Origin of the sequence: Ensifer sp. Root558, from assembly GCF_001427045.1 — a bacterium.
Lineage (GTDB): Bacteria > Pseudomonadota > Alphaproteobacteria > Rhizobiales > Rhizobiaceae > Ensifer > Ensifer adhaerens.
Genome location: NZ_LMGC01000003.1, coordinates 116447 through 133017 on the forward strand (window position 1 = coordinate 116447; position 16571 = coordinate 133017).

A 16571-nucleotide genomic window follows, 5' to 3' on the forward strand; every position below is an offset into this window, starting at 1 on the left:
GGAATTATACCTTCTCGACTTCCGGTCGTCCGAGAATGCCAGACGGCTTGAAGATCAGGACGATGGCGAGAATGGAGAAGGTCGCGACGTCCTTGTAGTCGATGGTGAAATAGGCCGACCAGAGGGACTCGATGAGCCCGATCAACAGTCCGCCGAGAACGGCGCCCGGCAGCGATCCGATGCCGCCGAGAACGGCCGCGGTGAACGCTTTGACGCCAGGCACGAAACCGTCGGTGAAGACGACGACGCCATAATACATCAGATACATCGTGCCGGCGACGGCAGCGAGTGCTGCGCCCATGATGAAGGTCACCGAGATGGTGCGGTCGACGTCAACACCCAGCAGCGCCGCCATCTTCCGGTCCTGTTCGGTCGCGCGCTGGGCGCGGCCGAGCGGCGTCTTGTTGACGATGTACCAGAAGATCGAAAGCAGAGCCGCCGTGATGACGATGATGATGATCTGCTTCAGCGAGATGGTGATGCCGAAGACTTCGTAGACCGAGGAGACGAGCGGCGGGATCGGCTTGTTGCGCGGGCCCTGCGTCACCTGGATGAAGTTCGACAACGCAATCGACATGCCGATCGCCGTGATCAGCGGCGCAAGCCGGAACGAACCGCGCAGCGGCCGATAGGCCACTTTCTCGATCGTCCAGTTCCAGAGACCTGCGGTCAGCATGCCGACGATCATCATCAGCAGGAGAGCAAGTACAACCGGGACGCCCCCGATGAATGTTGTGAGAATAAGAAAGACAATCAAAGCAGCAAAGCCGCCGAGCATGAAGATATCGCCGTGGGCGAAGTTGATCATGCCAATGATGCCGTAGACCATGGTATAACCGATTGCGATCATACCATAAATAGACCCAAGAGTCAGCCCGTTGACGAGCTGCTGGACGAAATACTCCATCAATCTTCCCCTGGACCAGATCCATTACGGTCCGGTCTCTTGTTTTTTGAGCTCATTGTTGAGCGCTGTGTTTGCTCGATTCCATACCTCTTTCAAACGAAAAGGAAAGCTAAAAAACGCGACTTCGCCAAAAACTTCCTCGATAAAATCGATTTGACGCTTTTACAGCCAGAAAAATCAAATCTTTCGCAGCTTTCGCCCGCGAAAGCATCAACTTTAGTCGTAAAAGCGTCGGGTATTCTATGAAGCTTCGACAGCCACTTCGGTCTGCATTACACCTCGAATGCTTAGGCGCGCATGCGCTGACCGTTCGAATCGAACAGCGGATGCGGCTGAAGACGGGCCGGCAGGATCTCACCCAAGAGTTCGATCGACCAGCCATCGCTTCGGTCGGCGATCTCCTTGGGCACGTAGCCCATGGCGACCGAAACCCCACTTGCATGCGCATAGCCGCCCGATGTCACCCAGCCGCGCACGACACCGTCGAGATAGATGGGCTCGTCGCCGATGACGTCCGCATCCCTCGCATCGAGCACGAAGGTCCGCAGCCGCATCGCGCCGCCATCCGCCTTCTCCTTCAAGGCCGCCGCCTTGCCAATGAAATCCGCATCCTTGCCGGTCGCGACGAAACGGCCGAGCCCAGCCTCGACCGGGCCATAGAGCGGACGATATTCGCGCGCCCAGCTGCCGAAGGATTTTTCGACGCGCAATGCATTCAGCGCCCTCAGGCCGAACAAACGGATCCCGGAAGCCGCCCCCTTCTCCATCAGCAGTTCGAAGAGATAACGCTGGTACTCCGGTTTCATCCAGATCTCGTAGCCGAGATCGCCGGTGTAGCTGACGCGGCCGACGAGCGCGGGCGCCATGCCGAGATCCATCCGGCGGATGTCCATGAACGGGAAATCGGCGTCGGAGACATCGAGATGGGTCAGGCTTTCAAGCACATCGCGCGCCTTCGGCCCGGCGATCGACAGGCCGGCCAGCTCCAGCTTCAACGCCTTCAGCGTCACCGAGCCGTCCGCCGGCAGATGCGCCTCGAACCAGCGCATGTGGTAGTCCTCGGCTATGCCGGATCCAACAAGCAGGAAATCCCCCTCTTCGAGCTTGGCAAGGGTGAAGTCGCCGATCAGCTTGCCGTCCTCCTTCAGCATCGGTGCCAATGCCATGCGCCCGACCTCAGGGATGCGGCAGGCAAGCATGCGGTCGAGCCAGGCTTCAGCGCCCTTGCCGGTGATCGCATATTTGGCAAAGCCCGATGTCTCCATCAGGCCGACGCCTTCGCGCACGGCCCGGGCCTCCGCGCCCACCGTCTCAAAGTCGGTCGAACGGCGCCACGAGAAGGCGTCCTTCACGCCTTCGGGTGCAAACCACAGCGGCGTTTCAAGCCCGTAGGACGCGCCGAAGACGGCGCCCGCAGCCTTCAGCCGGTCGTAGATCGGCGTCGTCAACAGAGGCCTTGCCGCCGGCAGCTCCTCGTTCGGATAACGGATCGAGAAGCGACGCGAGTAGTTCTCGCGCACCTTGGCATTGGTATAGGCAAGCGTGGCGAAATCGCCGTAGCGCGAAACGTCCATGGCAAAGACGTCGAAGCCGGGGTCGCCATGGATCATCCAGTTGGCAAGCGCCAGGCCGACGCCGCCACCCTGGCTGAATCCGGCCATGACGGCGCAGGCCGACCAGAAATTCCTCAAGCCCCGCACCGGGCCGACCAGCGGGTTACCGTCCGGCGAGAAGGTGAAAGGACCGTTGATGATCTTCTTGATGCCGGCCTTGTTGAAGGCCGGGAAGTGCCGGAAGCCGACCTCGAGTTCGGGCGAGATACGGTCGATGTCCTCGGCGAGAAGTTCATGGCCGAAGTCCCAGGGCGTCGTGACGGGCGACCACGGACGACACGCCTTCTCATAGGTGCCCATCAGCATGCCGTTCCGCTCCTGGCGGAGATAAATCTCGCCGTCGAAATCGACACAGTGCATCAGCTCCTTGCCGCGCGTCTGGTTGAACTCGATGACCTCGGGCATGTCCTCGGTGATGAGATACATGTGCTCCATAGCGAGCACAGGCAGCTCCAGCCCCACCATGCGCCCCACCTCGCGGGCCCAGAGGCCGGCGGCGTTGACGACGTGTTCGGCGACAATTTCGCCCTGGTTGGTGATCACCCGCCAGCAACCGTCGTCCCGCTGCACCAGGTCCTCGACCTTGGTGTGCAGATAGATCTCCGCACCGTTCTTCTTCGCCGATTTGGCATAGGCATGCGTCGTGCCATAGGGATCGAGATGCCCCTCGACCGGATCGAACACCGCGCCGACGAATTGGTCGGGATCGAGCAGCGGCATCAGGTCGTGCGCTTCCCTGGGTGTCAAAAGCTCGGCTTCGAGCCCCATGTAGCGGCCCTTGGCAAGGATCGATTTCATCCAGTCGAAACGTTCCTTGGTGGCGGCGAGCATCATGCCGGAGGTCATGTGCAGGCCGACATCGTGGCCGGAATACGCCTCGATCTCCTTGTAGAGCTCGACCGTATATTTCTGCAGCTTGGCGACGTTCGGGTCACCGTTGATCGTGTGCATGCCACCGGCCGCGTGCCAGGTGGAGCCGGAGGTGAGTTCCGATCGTTCGAGCAGCACGGCGTCGGTCCAGCCGAATTTCGTCAGGTGATAGAGCACCGAACAACCGACGACACCGCCTCCGATAACGACGACCTTGGCATGGCTTTTCATGCGTACACTCCGTCTCCCCATGCTCCTGTCGGAGGCATGGCCAAATTGTCAGGAAGAAACTCAGGCACGGCGACCGCTTGCTTCAGAGACAGAAGTGCAAGCGGCGAATGATGAAAGCCTAGTCAGAAAGACGGCGCCGATAAAGACACGGCTGCGAAGGACGCTTGTCCATTTCCGCCGTTTGTTGGTGGATGGGCGACCTGTTTGCGGCATTTCATGCCGCATTTGATTTCGACCTGTTGAAGGGGCCGTTTCAATCCGAGAAGGCGGCGGTGAGATCGAAGGCCCGCCCCATCTTCATCAGGTCATCGAAGAGCGATACCGCATAGCTCCGCGGCACGATCAGCTCGAACGTGTCCTCGTCCGTCCGGGCGAGATTGACCGGGATGTGACCGCACAGCGCATTGGTGCTGCCGCCAACCGTGAAGGCTGAGGGATGAAGATCAAGGCCGATGCCCTTGACGAGGATGCTGCGCACGTTCGGGCCGGCGATCCGGAAGACGACGCGCCCATCGCTTTGGTCGACAACATAGGCACCGCCGTCGCAAAGCTCTTCGAGCCAACGTACGAGCCCGCTCGGCGCTTCCACCTCGGAGACGACAAGCCATTCCCCCGGTGCCGAAAACCGCATGGACAAGTCGGACTGTGCGGCGATCGCCTCACGCACGGTCTCCTCCCGGCCGGCGCGCGCAAGAACCGTCGCCATCGTGCGCCAATGCCCGACCATCAGGTGGTCGGCCGCCGGCGACGTGGGTGCCGATCGAAGTTTCTGCTCCAGTGCGTGGCGGTTGTTGTAGTCGCGAACCATCACCGCCTCCTCAGGCCTTCAGCTTTGCATTTTGCGGATCGACGAAGACCGGGTCGCAGACCTCGGCGACGATCTCCTGATCACGCAGCTTGTCGAACACCACGACCTTCTCGCCATAGCGTTCGCGCCCGGATTTCAGGAAGGCGAGCGCGATGGCGTGCCCCAGGACCGGCGAGAAACCGGCCGAGCTGACCCAACCCTGATCGTTCAGCGTCGAGGGCTTGGTCCCCTCCTTCAGAAGATGCGCTCCGGCCCGCATGTCCTTGTCGGCATCGACGGGCTTCAGACCAACGAGCTGCATGCGATCCGCCGCCGTCAGGCCGTAGCGCGTCGACAGGCGCTTGCCGATGAAGTCGGTCTTCTGCATCGAGAGCATTCGGCCGAGGCCGGCATCGTCTGGCGTCACGCGACCGTCGAATTCGGCATGCGTCAGCAGACCCTTCTCCAGCCGCAGCACGTTCAAGGCTTCGACGCCATAGGCACAGATTTCATGCGGCCGGCCGGCCTCCATGATCTGGTCGGCCACCGCCTCGCCATAACCTGCCGGCACCGCCAGTTCGAAAGCCAGCTCCCCGGAGAAGGAAATGCGGAAGAGCCGCGCCGACACGCCGCTTTTCAGGACGATCTTGCGGGCGGACAGGAACGGAAACGCGCCATCGGAAATATCGCCATCGACGATCTGCTGCAGCACCGCGCGCGCTTTCGGACCAGCGATCGCCATCTGCGCCCATTGGTCGGTCGACGAGGTGAAGCGGACTTCGAGTTCCGGCCAGAGCGTCTGGGCGCAATATTCCAGGTGCGCCATGACGGGACCGGCCATCGCCGTCGTCGTGGTGACGAAGAAATGCTCCTCGTCGAAGCGGCTGACCGTACCGTCGTCGAAGACGAAACCGTCTTCGCGCAGCATCAGGCCGTAACGCGCCTTGCCGATCGGCAGCTTCAGGACCGGGTTGCAATAGAGACGGTTGAGGAACTCCGCAGCGTCGGGGCCTAAGACCTCGATCTTGCCGAGGGTCGAGACGTCACAGAGGCCGACATTGGCCCGCACGTTCAAGACTTCGCGATCGACGCTGTCGCGCCAGGTCTTTTCGCCGGCGCGCGGGAACCAGGCGGAACGATGCCAGAGCCCGGCCTCGACGAAGGTCGCGCCATTTTTCATCGCCCAGCCATGCAGCGGCGACTTGCGCGCCGGTGCTGCATGCTCATCGCGCGCCGTGCCGGCAAGTGCACCGAAGGAGACCGGGGTGTAGAACGGCCTGAAGGTGGTGGTGCCGACCTCTGCCGGGCTGACGCCGCGCATGCCGGCAAGGATGCCGACGGCATTGATGTTGGAAAGCTTGCCCTGATCGGTCGCCATGCCGCTGGTCGTGTAGCGCTTGGCGTGCTCGACATGGCCGAAACCTTCGCGCAGCGCCAGGCCGAGATCCTTCGCATGCACGTCGTTCTGGAAATCGACAAAGGCCTTCGATTTGGCGCCCGGCACATACCAGAGCGCTGAAAAGGACGTGGCCTCTTCGCCATCGACGACCGGTGCTGCGGCCGAGCTGGCGCTGAAACCGAGGTCGGCCGCAATCGCTGCGGCCTTCTCCGCACCATCGGACAGGCAGCCCGAGAGCGTGTAGACACCGTTTGCAGCGCCCACGGGACGCAGCCCGCCACCGACATCAGGTGCGACGAAGGCCTTCAATTCCTCCGACCAGACCGGTCTTGCGCCGCGCTGGCAGGCAAGATGCACGACCGGGCTCCAGCCACCGGACATCCCCAGCGCATCGCAGGCGATCAGTTCCTCGAAGCCGGAGCGTTCGACGACGATGCCCTTGAGGCGCTGCCTGCCCTTGGTGTCGACGACGGAAGCCGAGCGGATGACCCGGATGCCATCAGGCGCCTGATCGGCGGATTCCGCTCGGGCGTCGACGATCGCCGCGATGGCGACGCCCTTGGACGCAAGGGCCCGCGCCGTGCGGTACCCGGCGCTGCCGCTGGTAAAGATCGTGATCTGCTTGCCGGCGGCCACACCATAGCGCTCGGCATAGGTGGTCATGGCTCCCGCCATCATCACGCCGGGCCTATCATTGCCGCCGAACACCAGCGGGCGTTCCTCGGCACCGGTTGCCATCAGCGCGCGCTTGGCAACGATGCGCCAGACACGCTCGCTCACGAGCTTCGAAGACGGTTCAGCGACGTGTTTCTGCACGCGTTCAACCGCGCCGAAGACGTTGTCGTCATACCAGCCGAAGACAGTGGTGCGCGAAAGCAGCGTGACATTGGGCAGCGCTTGCAGTTCGGCGACGGTGCGGTCGGCAAAGACCGATGCCGGCGCGCCGTCGACGGTCTCGCCGGTCGCAAGCAGGGAGCCGCCGAGCCGGAAATCCTCGTCGGCGACGATGACCCGAAGGCCGGCGCGGCCGGCCGTCAGTGCTGCCATCAGGCCGGCGGGACCGGCACCGACGACGAGCAGGTCGCAGAACGCCCAGGACTTCTCGTAGCTCTCGGGGTCGCGCTCCAGCACCGCCCGGCCGAGGCCGGCGGCGCGGCGGATGAAGGGTTCGTAGACGCGCTCCCAGAACTGCTTCGGCCACATGAAGGTCTTGTAGTAGAAGCCGGCGCCGAGGAACGGCGAAAGGACGCCGTTGACCGCCCCGACATCGAAGCCGAGAGACGGCCAGCGGTTCTGGCTTTTGGCAGTCAGCCCGCCATAGAGCTCGGCGACGGTCGCCTTGGTGTTGGCATCGGTGCGAGCACCAGAGCCGAGGGTGACGAGCGCGTTGGGTTCGGAGGGCCCGGCGCTGACGATGCCGCGCGGCCGGTGGTATTTGAAGCTGCGGCCGACGAGCAGCTGGTCATTGGCAAGAAGTGCGGAGGCGAGCGTATCGCCGGAAAATCCGCGCAGCGGCCGGCCGTCGAAGGTGAAGCTCAACGTTTTGCTGCGATCGACGAGACCGCCGGAGGAAAGACGATAACTGGTCATCGCGCTGCCCTCCGCGCAAACTCGGCCGCATCGACGACGGAATAGACCTCGTGGGTGGCCGTATCGCGCTCGACCACCAGGAAGCGGCGACAGCCGGCGATGTGATGCCAATGCTCCAACGTGCGCCCACGCGGGTTGGCGCGCACATAGACGTAATCATGCCAGGCCTCGTCCGAATCCATCGGCTCGGGACGGCCGCGCGAGGCGTCGCCGCGGATCACGAATTCTTCCTTCGGTCGGACCCCGCAATGCGGGCAGGTAATCAGGCTTGCCATCGTCTTCCGTGTCCTGAAGCCGCACTCCGGCTTCCTGTTCATTCCATACGAGCCGGCGGGCCGGCCGTGTCCTGTCAGTGAAGGTTGGGCTGCGGGCCGGCGCCGGCCTCGTCGACGGCATAGCCGCGGGCGAAGCGATCGAGCCTCAAGGCGCGCGCCACCGGATGGGTGTCGTTCTTGGCGATCAGGTGGGCGAAGCAGTAGCCGGAAGCCGGCGTCGCCTTGAAACCGCCGTAGCACCAGCCGCAGTTCAAGTAGAGATTGTCGATCGAGGTGCGGTCGATGATCGGCGAGCCGTCCATGCTCATGTCCATGACGCCCCCCCAGGCGCGCAGCACCCGAACGCGCGACAGGCCGGGGATCATCGTCACCCCCTCCTCCATCACGTGCTCGGCGGTCGCCAGATTGCCGCGCTGGGCATAGGACGAATAGCCGTCGATCTCGGCGCCGAAGACGAGGCCGCCCTTGTCCGATTGCGAGATGTAGAAGTGGCCGCCACCATAGACGATCACGTGATCGATGCAGGGCTTCAGCCCCTCGGTCACGAAGGCCTGCAGCACATGGCTTTCCAGCGGCAGCTTCAGATCCGCCATTTCGCCGACGCGCGAGGTGTTGCCGGCCGCCGCCAGCGCCAGCTTGCCGCAGCCGATGAACCCCTTGGTCGTTTCGACGCCGGTGACGACACCGTTTTCGCGGCGAATGCCGGTCACTTCGCAATGCTCGATGATGTCGACACCATGCTGGTCGGCGCCGCGGGCATAGCCCCAAGCGACCGCATCATGCCGCGCGGTACCGGCGCGGCGCTGCAGCAGGCCACCGAGGATCGGATAGCGGGCGTGATCGTAGTTGAGGAAGGGGATCATCTTCTTCAACTGCTCACGCTCGATGAGCTCCGCTGCCACACCTTCCATCCACATGGCATTGCCGCGGCGCACATAGGCATCGCGCTGGCCGTCGCTGTGGTAGAGCATGATGACGCCGCGCTGCGACAGCATCACATTGTAGTTGAGATCCTGCTCCAGCCCCTCCCAGAGCTTCATCGAGAACTCGTAGAAGGGTTCGTTGCCGGGCAGCATGTAGTTGGAGCGCACGATCGTCGTGTTGCGGCCGACATTACCCGAGCCGAGATAGCCCTTTTCCAGGACCGCGACGTTCTTCACGCCGAATTCCTTGGCGAGATAATAGGCGGTCGAGAGCCCATGGCCGCCGCCGCCGACGATGATCACGTCATAGTGGGATTTCGGCTGTGGCTGGCGCCAATGCGGTTTCCAGTTCAGGTTTCCGGAAAGGGCGTTCCTGACAAGCGAGAAGGCGGAATAACGCATGAAGGCATCCAGTTCAGTTGCGCCGGCACATTTGCACAGCCGGAACGCGGAAGCAAAGACGCAAAGCCTCTCGCAATTGCAAAAAGCTTGAGATGCTCCGCCCCGCAGATCAGTTGCGACCACGCGTAAAGAGCCGCCTGCCATGTCAAAAGCATGGCTATAATCTTCCTCTCAATATGCTATGGGCCTGATGACGGACCGAAAGACAGGGCGAATGCTGGAGATACTGCAACAATCGGCAATAACGGCGGGTCGGGCCATTCTCGACATCTACAATGCCGGGCCGGAGGTCACGCACAAGCCTGACTGCTCGCCGGTCACCGATGCCGACACGACGGCCGAACGCATCATCCTGGCAGACCTCGCCTCCGCCTTTCCGGACATCCCCGTGGTCGCCGAGGAAGCGGTGTCCGCCGGCTTCGTGCCGGAGATTTCCGGCAAGTCGTTTTTCCTTGTCGATCCGCTCGACGGCACCAAGGAATTCATCAGCCGCAACGACGACTTCACCGTCAACATCGCGCTGATCGAAAACGGCGCGCCCGTCGCGGGCGTCGTCTACGCCCCGGCGCTTGGAATCCTCTATGCGGCACACCATGGCAAGGCGGTAAAGTCGGTTATTGATGGCAGCTTTCGCCTGACCGAAGAAACGATCATCGGCTGCCGCAGCTGCGGGGATCGCATGGTGGGGCTCGCCAGCCGCTGGCACAACAGCGCCGAGACGATCGACTACCTCGAAAAACACGGCATCGCCGATTACCGGACGGTCGGCTCGTCCTTGAAATTCTGCCTGCTCGCCGAAGGCGTGGCCGACGTCTATCCCCGCTTCAGCCGGACGATGGAATGGGACACCGCCGCTGGCGACGCGATCCTGAGGGCCGCCGGTGGCGAAACGCTGACGATGGATGGCACGCCGCTTACCTACGGCAAGCGCAACCAGAAGGACGACAGCGACTTCGCCAATCCCTGGTTCGTATCGCGCGGCAAGCCCTGAGCAGGTCGCGCAAGGGCTGAGCCGGTTCCTAAGCCTCTCTCGTCTGGATCCCAGCGGCGATCAGCTGGCCGATCGATTTCTCGTTAAAGGGTTTGTCGATCCGCGGAACGTGCCTGAGATAGGTCGGGAAGTGCTCGGCATCGCCGTAGCCGCTGGTGAAGCCGAACGGCATTCCGCGGGCAAGCATGGCATCGGCAACCACGAAACTCGTGTGATCGCCGAGATTGACGTCGAGGATCGCAAAATCGAAGGCCTGGAGCGCCAGCAGCTCCAATGCCTGGTTCGCATTTCCGGCGATCGTAACCTGCAATATTCCGAGAGAAGCGAGGATTTCCTCGACGTCCATGGCGATGATGAAGTTGTCCTCGAGAACGAGGACCGTCCGGACGGACGGTGAAAGCTCGGCCATGTCAATGCACTCCATTTTTCACGCACAGCGACGGCAGTCATCGTCGCTGCAGGCGCATTTCCAGGCGGAATGCCGTCCAGAGTCCCGGAACCTCCACTGAGGCAACGGCAACGACTGAGCTTAGGCTCCAATGGCCTGACCTGGCATTTAAAAAAGACATGTGAGCGTCATGACGGGATCGGGAACAACCCTTTCGTCGCGGCGTTCAGTTCATGCGGCGTGGCCTCGGCCGCCTCCGCTCGACATTCCAAGACAGAACTGGAGCAGAAGAATGAAACAGACTGCCGCCGTGCTGAAGCCCAAGGTCAGGGACGAAGAATTCGACATCGGCCTGACGAAGGCCTATCGCCAGCAGATGGCAACCGCGCTTTCCGATATCCTTGCCGATACCTACAAGCTGGTGATCAAGAGCCACATCTACCACTGGAACGTGGTCGGGCCCCTGTTCAAGCCGCTGCACGAACTGACCGAAGAGCACTACAACGCGCTGTTCAAGGCAACCGACATCATTGCCGAGCGCATTCGCGCCCTTGGCCACCTGGCGCCGGCGAAGCTCGCCGAAGCAAAAACCTTCGCCCCCAGCGCCGCCTCGGTCAACCACACGACGGCGGCCGAGATGGTGGCAGACCTGATCACCGATCACGAAGCGGCGGCGCGACGCATACGCGAGGCCGGCACCAAGGCCGATGAAAACGGCGACCTGGTCACGACGGACATGCTGACCGATCGCCTCAACTTCCATGAAAAGGCTCTGTGGATGCTGCGGGCGACCGTTGCCGCCTGATCTCCCCCACCTTGACATCGATGCGGCCCCGGCGCCGCATCGATCGGCTTCGACTGGGCACGTCAGATGAACGGCCGCTTGGGTTCGCGGAGCCCTTCCCAGCCTGAAACCGCAAGCAGGCCGTCGATGTCGCGGACATTGCAGCCCTTCTCCGCCCAGCGGATCAGGCCCCGTTCGGCAAGTTTCTTCAACGTCTTGTTGGTGTGAACGATCGAAAGGCCGAGCGTGTCGGCTACATGCTGCTGGCTGATCGGAATGGCGACGCGGCTGTTGCTGAAGAGGTCGAGTACCTCCGCGCGCTGATAGAGGAAGGCGATGAGATAGGCCGCCCGCTCCAGCGCGGATCGGCGGCCGATGCTCAAGAGGTTTTCATCCAGAATGCGCTCCTCGCGTGCAGCGATCCAGGTGAGATCATAGGCAAGCTCAGGGTAGTTCTCGAACAGGCGGTTGAGCTTGCCGCGCTCGAAGACGCACAGAGTGACGGGCGACAGCGCTTCGATCGAATGCTGCATCTCCCCCATCAGGCTGCCCTGCAGTCCGATCAGATCGCCGGGCATCACATAGTTGAGGATCTGGCGGCGGCCGTCATCGAGCATTTTGTAGCGGAAGCCCCAGCCGGAAAGCACGGTGAAAAGGTGCGCACTGTGCGCGCCTTCGACGAGTATGGTCGCGCCACCATCGACCGCCAGTTCGCCAGTCTTGAACTGCGAAACGAAGGCAAGTTCTTCGCCGGTAAAGGCACGAAAATGATCGAGCTTGCGCAAGGGACAGCTTTCGCAAGGGGTGCGCTTTTCGTTGCGGGCTGTCATTTCGTTCATCGTTCCATCCACCGCATGCGTTCGTTCAGGCTTTTGCGTCCAAAACTGCAAGTAGCGCCGGCATCGCAGGTGACAAGATACAACCCTGAAAACACTTGGTTTTCCGAAGCGCCATCGTTGCCATGATCATGGACAGCCAGCCCTTGGCGCCCTATCTCTTGCACTCGACCCCGCCACAGGAGCTTCACCATGTCCCACCCTGCCTTCGCCCCCGGCAATGTCGCCGTCGTTACCGGTGCTGCTTCCGGCATCGGCCTTGCGGCTGCCAGACACTTCGCGACGCTCGGCATGTACGTCGTGCTCACCGACCTCGCGGGCGACAAGCTGGAGAAGGCGGCCGCCGAAGTCGCAGCCGCCTCGCCCGGCGGGGCGCGGCACGTCACGGCCATCGCGACAGACGTCTCGCGGCTCGACACGCTGGAAGCGCTCGAGCGGGAGGTTCATCAGCGGCTCGGCGACGTGCATGTACTCATGAACAATGCCGGCATTCAGCCCGGCAGCGCGATCCTCGGCCCCATGGCCGCCTGGGAGGCGACGCTCGGGGTCAATCTCTGGGGCGTCATCAACGGTTCGCGCGTCTTTGCATCCCGGATGATCGCCCACGGCAAACCGGCCGTCATCATCAACACCGGCTCGAAACAGGGCATCACCACGCCGCCCGGCGACCCGGCTTACAACGTCTCCAAGGCGGCCGTGAAGGTCTTTACCGAGGCGCTGGAGCACGAGCTGCGCAACACCGCCGGAAGCCAGGTCCACGCGCACCTGCTGATCCCCGGTTTCGTCTACACCGGGCTGACGGCTGGCGGCCGCACGGAAAAGCCCGCCGGCGCCTGGACGTCGGAACAGACGGTCGGCTTCATGATGGAGAGCCTGGCGCGCGGGGATTTCTACATCCTCTGCCCTGATAACGACGTGTCACGCGCGACCGACGAACGGCGTATCCTGTGGGCCGCCGGCGACATCGTCGAGAACCGGCCGCCGCTGTCGCGCTGGCATCCGAAATATGCCGATGCCTTCAAGGCATTCCTCGACAAGGATGGCGATTGATCCTCCTACGTTGACGCTGCGTTCTCGGCGACCCTTCTGGTGCTGGCCGGACACATCGTGTTTTGTGGGACGACGATAATGAGGGACTAAGAATGACGAGCGGCATCCATCACATCACCCTGATTGCCCGGAAGGTCCAGGCAAACGTCGACTTCTATGTCGGCTTTCTTGGCTTGCGCCTGGTCAAGCGGACGGGCGGCTATGAGGACGCCAACCAGCTGCACCTTTTTTACGGCGACGCCGAGGGTTCGCCGGGTTCGCTCGTGACCTTCCTGATGTGGGAAGACGGCGGCCGCGGCCGCGTGGGCCATGGCCAGCCGAGCGAAATCGCGTTTGCCATCCGGCCGGAGAGTATCGGCTTCTGGCTGACCCGCGCGCTGCAGTTCAACATCGCCACATCAGGGCCAGCGCAGGAGTTCGGTGAGCCGGTGCTGCGGCTCAAGGATCCGGACGGTGTCATCGTCAAGCTCGTCGGCACCGAGACGGTTTCGGGTGCGGCCCCCTGGAGCACGCGCGATATCCCGGCGGAAGACGCCATCCGCCGCCTGCGTGGCGCCACGATCCTCACGGAAAAGCCGGAGGAATCCGTTCGCTTCCTGACGTCCCACTTCGGCTATACGGAAACTGGCGCAACCGACGCGATCCGTCGGCTCACCTCCGCCTCCGGCGACACCATCGACGTGCGCAATGCAAGCGGCTTCTGGACGTCTGCGCCCGGAACCGGAACGATCGATCACATCGCCTTCCGTGCACCCGACCGAGCCGCCGTGGAACGGGTGCACGAGGACCTGCAACGGGATGGCGCGGGCGCGATCAATGCGCATGACCGCAAATACTTCTATTCGCTCTACGTCCGCGAACCCGGTGGGTCGCTCTACGAACTGGCCAGCGACGTGCCCGGCTTCACCGTCGACGAACCGAAGGAAACACTCGGCACCGAACTCTTCGTACCGGCGCATTTCAGCGCCGCGCGCGAAGAAATGCTGCTGGCCATGCCGCAGTTCGCTCTGCCGGGAGAACCGCGGCTGACCGAGCGCGACCTGCCCTTCGTGCACCGCTTCTATCACCCTGACGTACTGGATGACCGCACCTTCATGCTCTTGCACGGCAGCGGCGCCAACGAAACGCAGCTTCTCCACCTCGCCCATCAGGTCGACAGGCAGGCGACGCTTGTCGGCATTCGCGGCCGGTCGAACGAGGAGGGAACGCCGCGCTGGTTCCGGCGCTATTCGCCGACGACCTTCGACCAGAAGGACGTGCGGTCGGAAGCCGAGGCCTTTGCTGCCTTCGTCGAGGGTGCCCGCGACGGCTACCGCATCGATCTGGAGAAGACGGTTTTCATCGGCTACTCCAACGGCGCCAATCTTCTGGTGGCCCTGATGCTGTTGCATCCGGGGCTCGTGCGCAATGTCGTACTGATGCGCTCGATGCTCGTCCTCGACGACGTGCCGCCGCCGGATCTCTCGGGTACGAAGGTGCTGCTCCTCACCGGCAAGCACGACAGCTACGGCGACTTCGCTCCACGCCTCAGAGAAGAGCTCGTCCGCACGCGCGCGGATCTGACTGCGGTCGACCTCGACATGGGCCACGAGATCGGCGCGCCAGATATCGCGGCTATCCAGCAATGGCTGCAGGATAAGGGCCTCTAAGCGTTCCCCAGGTCGTTTCGGCGAACGCTTTCGAGAAATCCAACAGCGCTCGCTCCCTCACCCTCATGCTCGGGCTTTGCCCGAGCATCCATACCCAGTCCTGTCCGCGATGTCCGGGGCAGCCTTAGCGCCTCACTGTGTCGGCAGCCTACCGCGCTCCCTCAGCGCCGGCAAAATCCGCAAATGCCTTGACGAAGGCGGCGAGCCGGTCGCGGGCGTCCGTATCCGTCAGCGTCCCCGCCTCATCGAAAAGCGTATCCGCCTTGGGCAGCATCAGGCGCTTGCCGGACCAGAGCTCGGCGCCGAGCGTGCGCATGACGGGCAGCCAGGCGTTCTGGCTAAGGATGGTGCCGAAATTGCCGGGCGAGCTGCCGGCAAGCGCAAAGGGCCGACCGCGAAACACCTTGGCGATATCGGCAGAAGGCCGGCTCATCCAGTCGATCGCGTTCTTGAACACGCCGGGGATGGAGTTGTTGTATTCCGGCGTGAACAGGATGACGCCGTCGGCAGCCATCACCTTTTGCTTCAGCGCCGTCACGGCGTCCGGAATGCCGCTCTCCTTTTCGACATCGCCGTCATAGAGCGGAATTCCGTGCAGCGTCGCGGTGTCGAATTCGACGCCACCAGGCAGGTTTTCCGCGGCCGCCCGCATCAGGCCGGTGTTGAACGACGCCTTGCGCAGGCTCCCGGAAATGCCGAGGATTTTTGTCATGAGGTCTGGTCCTTTTCCAAGTCCTTGCGGGCGCGCCTCGAAGCGCGAGGCGGGATGCCATCGACATAGGTAACGCAACAGCTGTCATGATGGGTCCGCGCGGAACCGATGTCCAACGGGATCAGAGGGATAGAGACAAAAAAGCCGGGGACGAGCCCCGGCTTTTCGTTGGGATCAGACCGTTAGACGAGCGGCTTCAGCCGGGCCTCGATCTGCGCGCGCTTCGGCTCCAGGAACGGCGGCAGAGACAGGCTCTCACCGAGCGTTTCCATCGGCTCGTCGACGGCAAAACCGGGACCATCGGTCGCGATCTCGAAGAGGACGCCGTTCGGCTCGCGGAAATAGAGCGAGCGGAAATAATAGCGTTCGACCTCGCCGCTCGACGGCAGACGGAAGCCGTTAAGCCGTTCCGTCCATTCCGTCAGCGCCGCATTATCAGGCGCCCGGAAGGCGACGTGGTGCACGGCACCGGCGCCCTGACGCGCGATCGGCAATCCCGGTTGGACGGCCACGTGCAGTTCGGCCGCAGGACCGCCCTCGCCCATGGTGAAGACGTTGACTTCCCCCTCGCCGTCCGGCGACGGATAGGTGCGGGCCTTGCTCATGTTCATCACATGCGTCAGGACGAGTTCGGTGTTCGTGATGTCAGGCACGCTGATGGTGATCGGTCCGAGGCCCTTGATCTGGCGCTCGGCCGGCACCGGGCTCTTTTCCCAGGGGTGCGAGGGCGCAAGCCCGCCGTCGTCGACCAGCCGGAAACGTTGGCCTTCGGCATCCTCGAAATCAAGCGCGGTGCGGCCATCGATCTCGGTGACCTCTCCACTCGTGACCTTGAGTTCGTCGAAGCGGTCCTTCCACCAGCGAACGGTTTCGGCGCTGCCGACCCTCAGACCCGTGCGCGAAATGCTGTGCGTGCCGCGCCCTTCCGGCCCGACCGGCCAGTCGAAGAAGGTCAAGTCCGTGCCGGGCGTGGCGCGCCCGTCGGCATAGAAGAGGTGATAGGCGGTGGTGTCGTCCTGGTTGACGGTTTTCTTGACCAGCCGCAGCCCGAGCGTCTCGGTGTAGAAGCGCAGGTTTTCCGGTGCGTTGGCGGTGATCGCCGTCAGGTGATGGATCCCAGTCAGTTGCAAGCTCATGATTGCCTCCAATGCGTTGGCATTGCTG

Annotated in this window: 14 protein-coding genes; 4 read left to right on the plus strand and 10 right to left on the minus strand. The window is 62.9% G+C overall.

The genetic code is table 11. The features are described 5' to 3' along the window. Positions 1-4: 4 nt before the first annotated feature. From ASD63_RS07480 to ASD63_RS07505, 6 genes are all read right to left on the minus strand, one after another. A complete protein-coding gene (locus tag ASD63_RS07480) occupies positions 5-907 on the minus strand; it encodes a branched-chain amino acid ABC transporter permease (RefSeq protein ID WP_034798833.1) in 903 nt (300 codons plus the stop codon). 287 nt (positions 908-1194) lie between these two features. Continuing rightward, positions 1195-3621, minus strand: a complete 2427-nt coding sequence (locus ASD63_RS07485) for an FAD-dependent oxidoreductase (protein WP_034798835.1) — start codon at positions 3619-3621, stop codon at positions 1195-1197. A gap of 253 nt (positions 3622-3874) precedes the next feature. After that, the gene (locus ASD63_RS07490) at positions 3875-4429 is read right to left on the minus strand and encodes a sarcosine oxidase subunit gamma family protein (RefSeq protein WP_060528929.1); all 555 of its coding nucleotides are present in this window, start codon (positions 4427-4429) and stop codon (positions 3875-3877) included. Positions 4430-4439: 10 nt separating this feature from the next. Further along, entirely contained in the window at positions 4440-7397 is a 2958-nt protein-coding gene (locus ASD63_RS07495; RefSeq protein ID WP_034798840.1) for a sarcosine oxidase subunit alpha family protein, read from the minus strand. Next, the gene (locus ASD63_RS07500; RefSeq protein WP_034798842.1) at positions 7394-7672 is read right to left on the minus strand and encodes a sarcosine oxidase subunit delta; all 279 of its coding nucleotides are present in this window, start codon (positions 7670-7672) and stop codon (positions 7394-7396) included. The genes ASD63_RS07495 and ASD63_RS07500 overlap by 4 nt, the downstream gene beginning before the upstream one ends. Positions 7673-7746: 74 nt before the next feature. Further along, the gene (locus ASD63_RS07505) at positions 7747-8997 is read right to left on the minus strand and encodes a sarcosine oxidase subunit beta family protein (RefSeq protein ID WP_034798844.1); all 1251 of its coding nucleotides are present in this window, start codon (positions 8995-8997) and stop codon (positions 7747-7749) included. Positions 8998-9211: 214 nt separating this feature from the next. On the opposite strand from ASD63_RS07505, the gene cysQ reads away from it, so the two are divergent. Continuing rightward, complete coding sequence (cysQ, locus tag ASD63_RS07510; RefSeq protein WP_034798846.1) at positions 9212-9988, plus strand: 3'(2'),5'-bisphosphate nucleotidase CysQ; 777 nt, start codon at positions 9212-9214, stop codon at positions 9986-9988. A 28-nt stretch (positions 9989-10016) separates the two neighbouring features. On the opposite strand, the gene ASD63_RS07515 is transcribed toward cysQ, so the two are convergent. Beyond that, a complete protein-coding gene (locus tag ASD63_RS07515; protein WP_034798951.1) occupies positions 10017-10403 on the minus strand; it encodes a response regulator in 387 nt (128 codons plus the stop codon). A 265-nt stretch (positions 10404-10668) separates the two neighbouring features. Here ASD63_RS07515 and ASD63_RS07520 point away from each other — a divergent pair, with 265 nt between their 5' ends. Next, the gene (locus ASD63_RS07520) at positions 10669-11181 is read left to right on the plus strand and encodes a DNA starvation/stationary phase protection protein (protein WP_034798847.1); all 513 of its coding nucleotides are present in this window, start codon (positions 10669-10671) and stop codon (positions 11179-11181) included. A gap of 62 nt (positions 11182-11243) precedes the next feature. Here ASD63_RS07520 and ASD63_RS07525 read toward each other — a convergent pair whose 3' ends face one another. Next, positions 11244-11999, minus strand: coding sequence for a Crp/Fnr family transcriptional regulator (locus ASD63_RS07525; protein WP_034798848.1), 756 nt, complete (start codon positions 11997-11999; stop codon positions 11244-11246). Between the two features lie 189 nt (positions 12000-12188). On the opposite strand from ASD63_RS07525, the gene ASD63_RS07530 reads away from it, so the two are divergent. Together ASD63_RS07530 and ASD63_RS07535 are read left to right on the plus strand one after the other, a co-directional pair. Beyond that, the gene (locus tag ASD63_RS07530) at positions 12189-13046 is read left to right on the plus strand and encodes an SDR family NAD(P)-dependent oxidoreductase (RefSeq protein WP_034798849.1); all 858 of its coding nucleotides are present in this window, start codon (positions 12189-12191) and stop codon (positions 13044-13046) included. A gap of 92 nt (positions 13047-13138) precedes the next feature. Next, positions 13139-14695 (plus strand): VOC family protein, encoded by a 1557-nt coding sequence (locus ASD63_RS07535; protein ID WP_034798850.1) that lies wholly within the window; start codon positions 13139-13141, stop codon positions 14693-14695. Between the two features lie 148 nt (positions 14696-14843). On the opposite strand, the gene ASD63_RS07540 is transcribed toward ASD63_RS07535, so the two are convergent. Together ASD63_RS07540 and ASD63_RS07545 are read right to left on the minus strand one after the other, a co-directional pair. Continuing rightward, positions 14844-15407: an NADPH-dependent FMN reductase gene (locus tag ASD63_RS07540; protein WP_034798852.1), complete on the minus strand. Its 564-nt coding sequence runs from the start codon at positions 15405-15407 to the stop codon at positions 14844-14846. Positions 15408-15589: 182 nt separating this feature from the next. After that, the gene (locus tag ASD63_RS07545) at positions 15590-16543 is read right to left on the minus strand and encodes a ring-cleaving dioxygenase (RefSeq protein ID WP_034798853.1); all 954 of its coding nucleotides are present in this window, start codon (positions 16541-16543) and stop codon (positions 15590-15592) included. Positions 16544-16571: the final 28 nt, after the last annotated feature.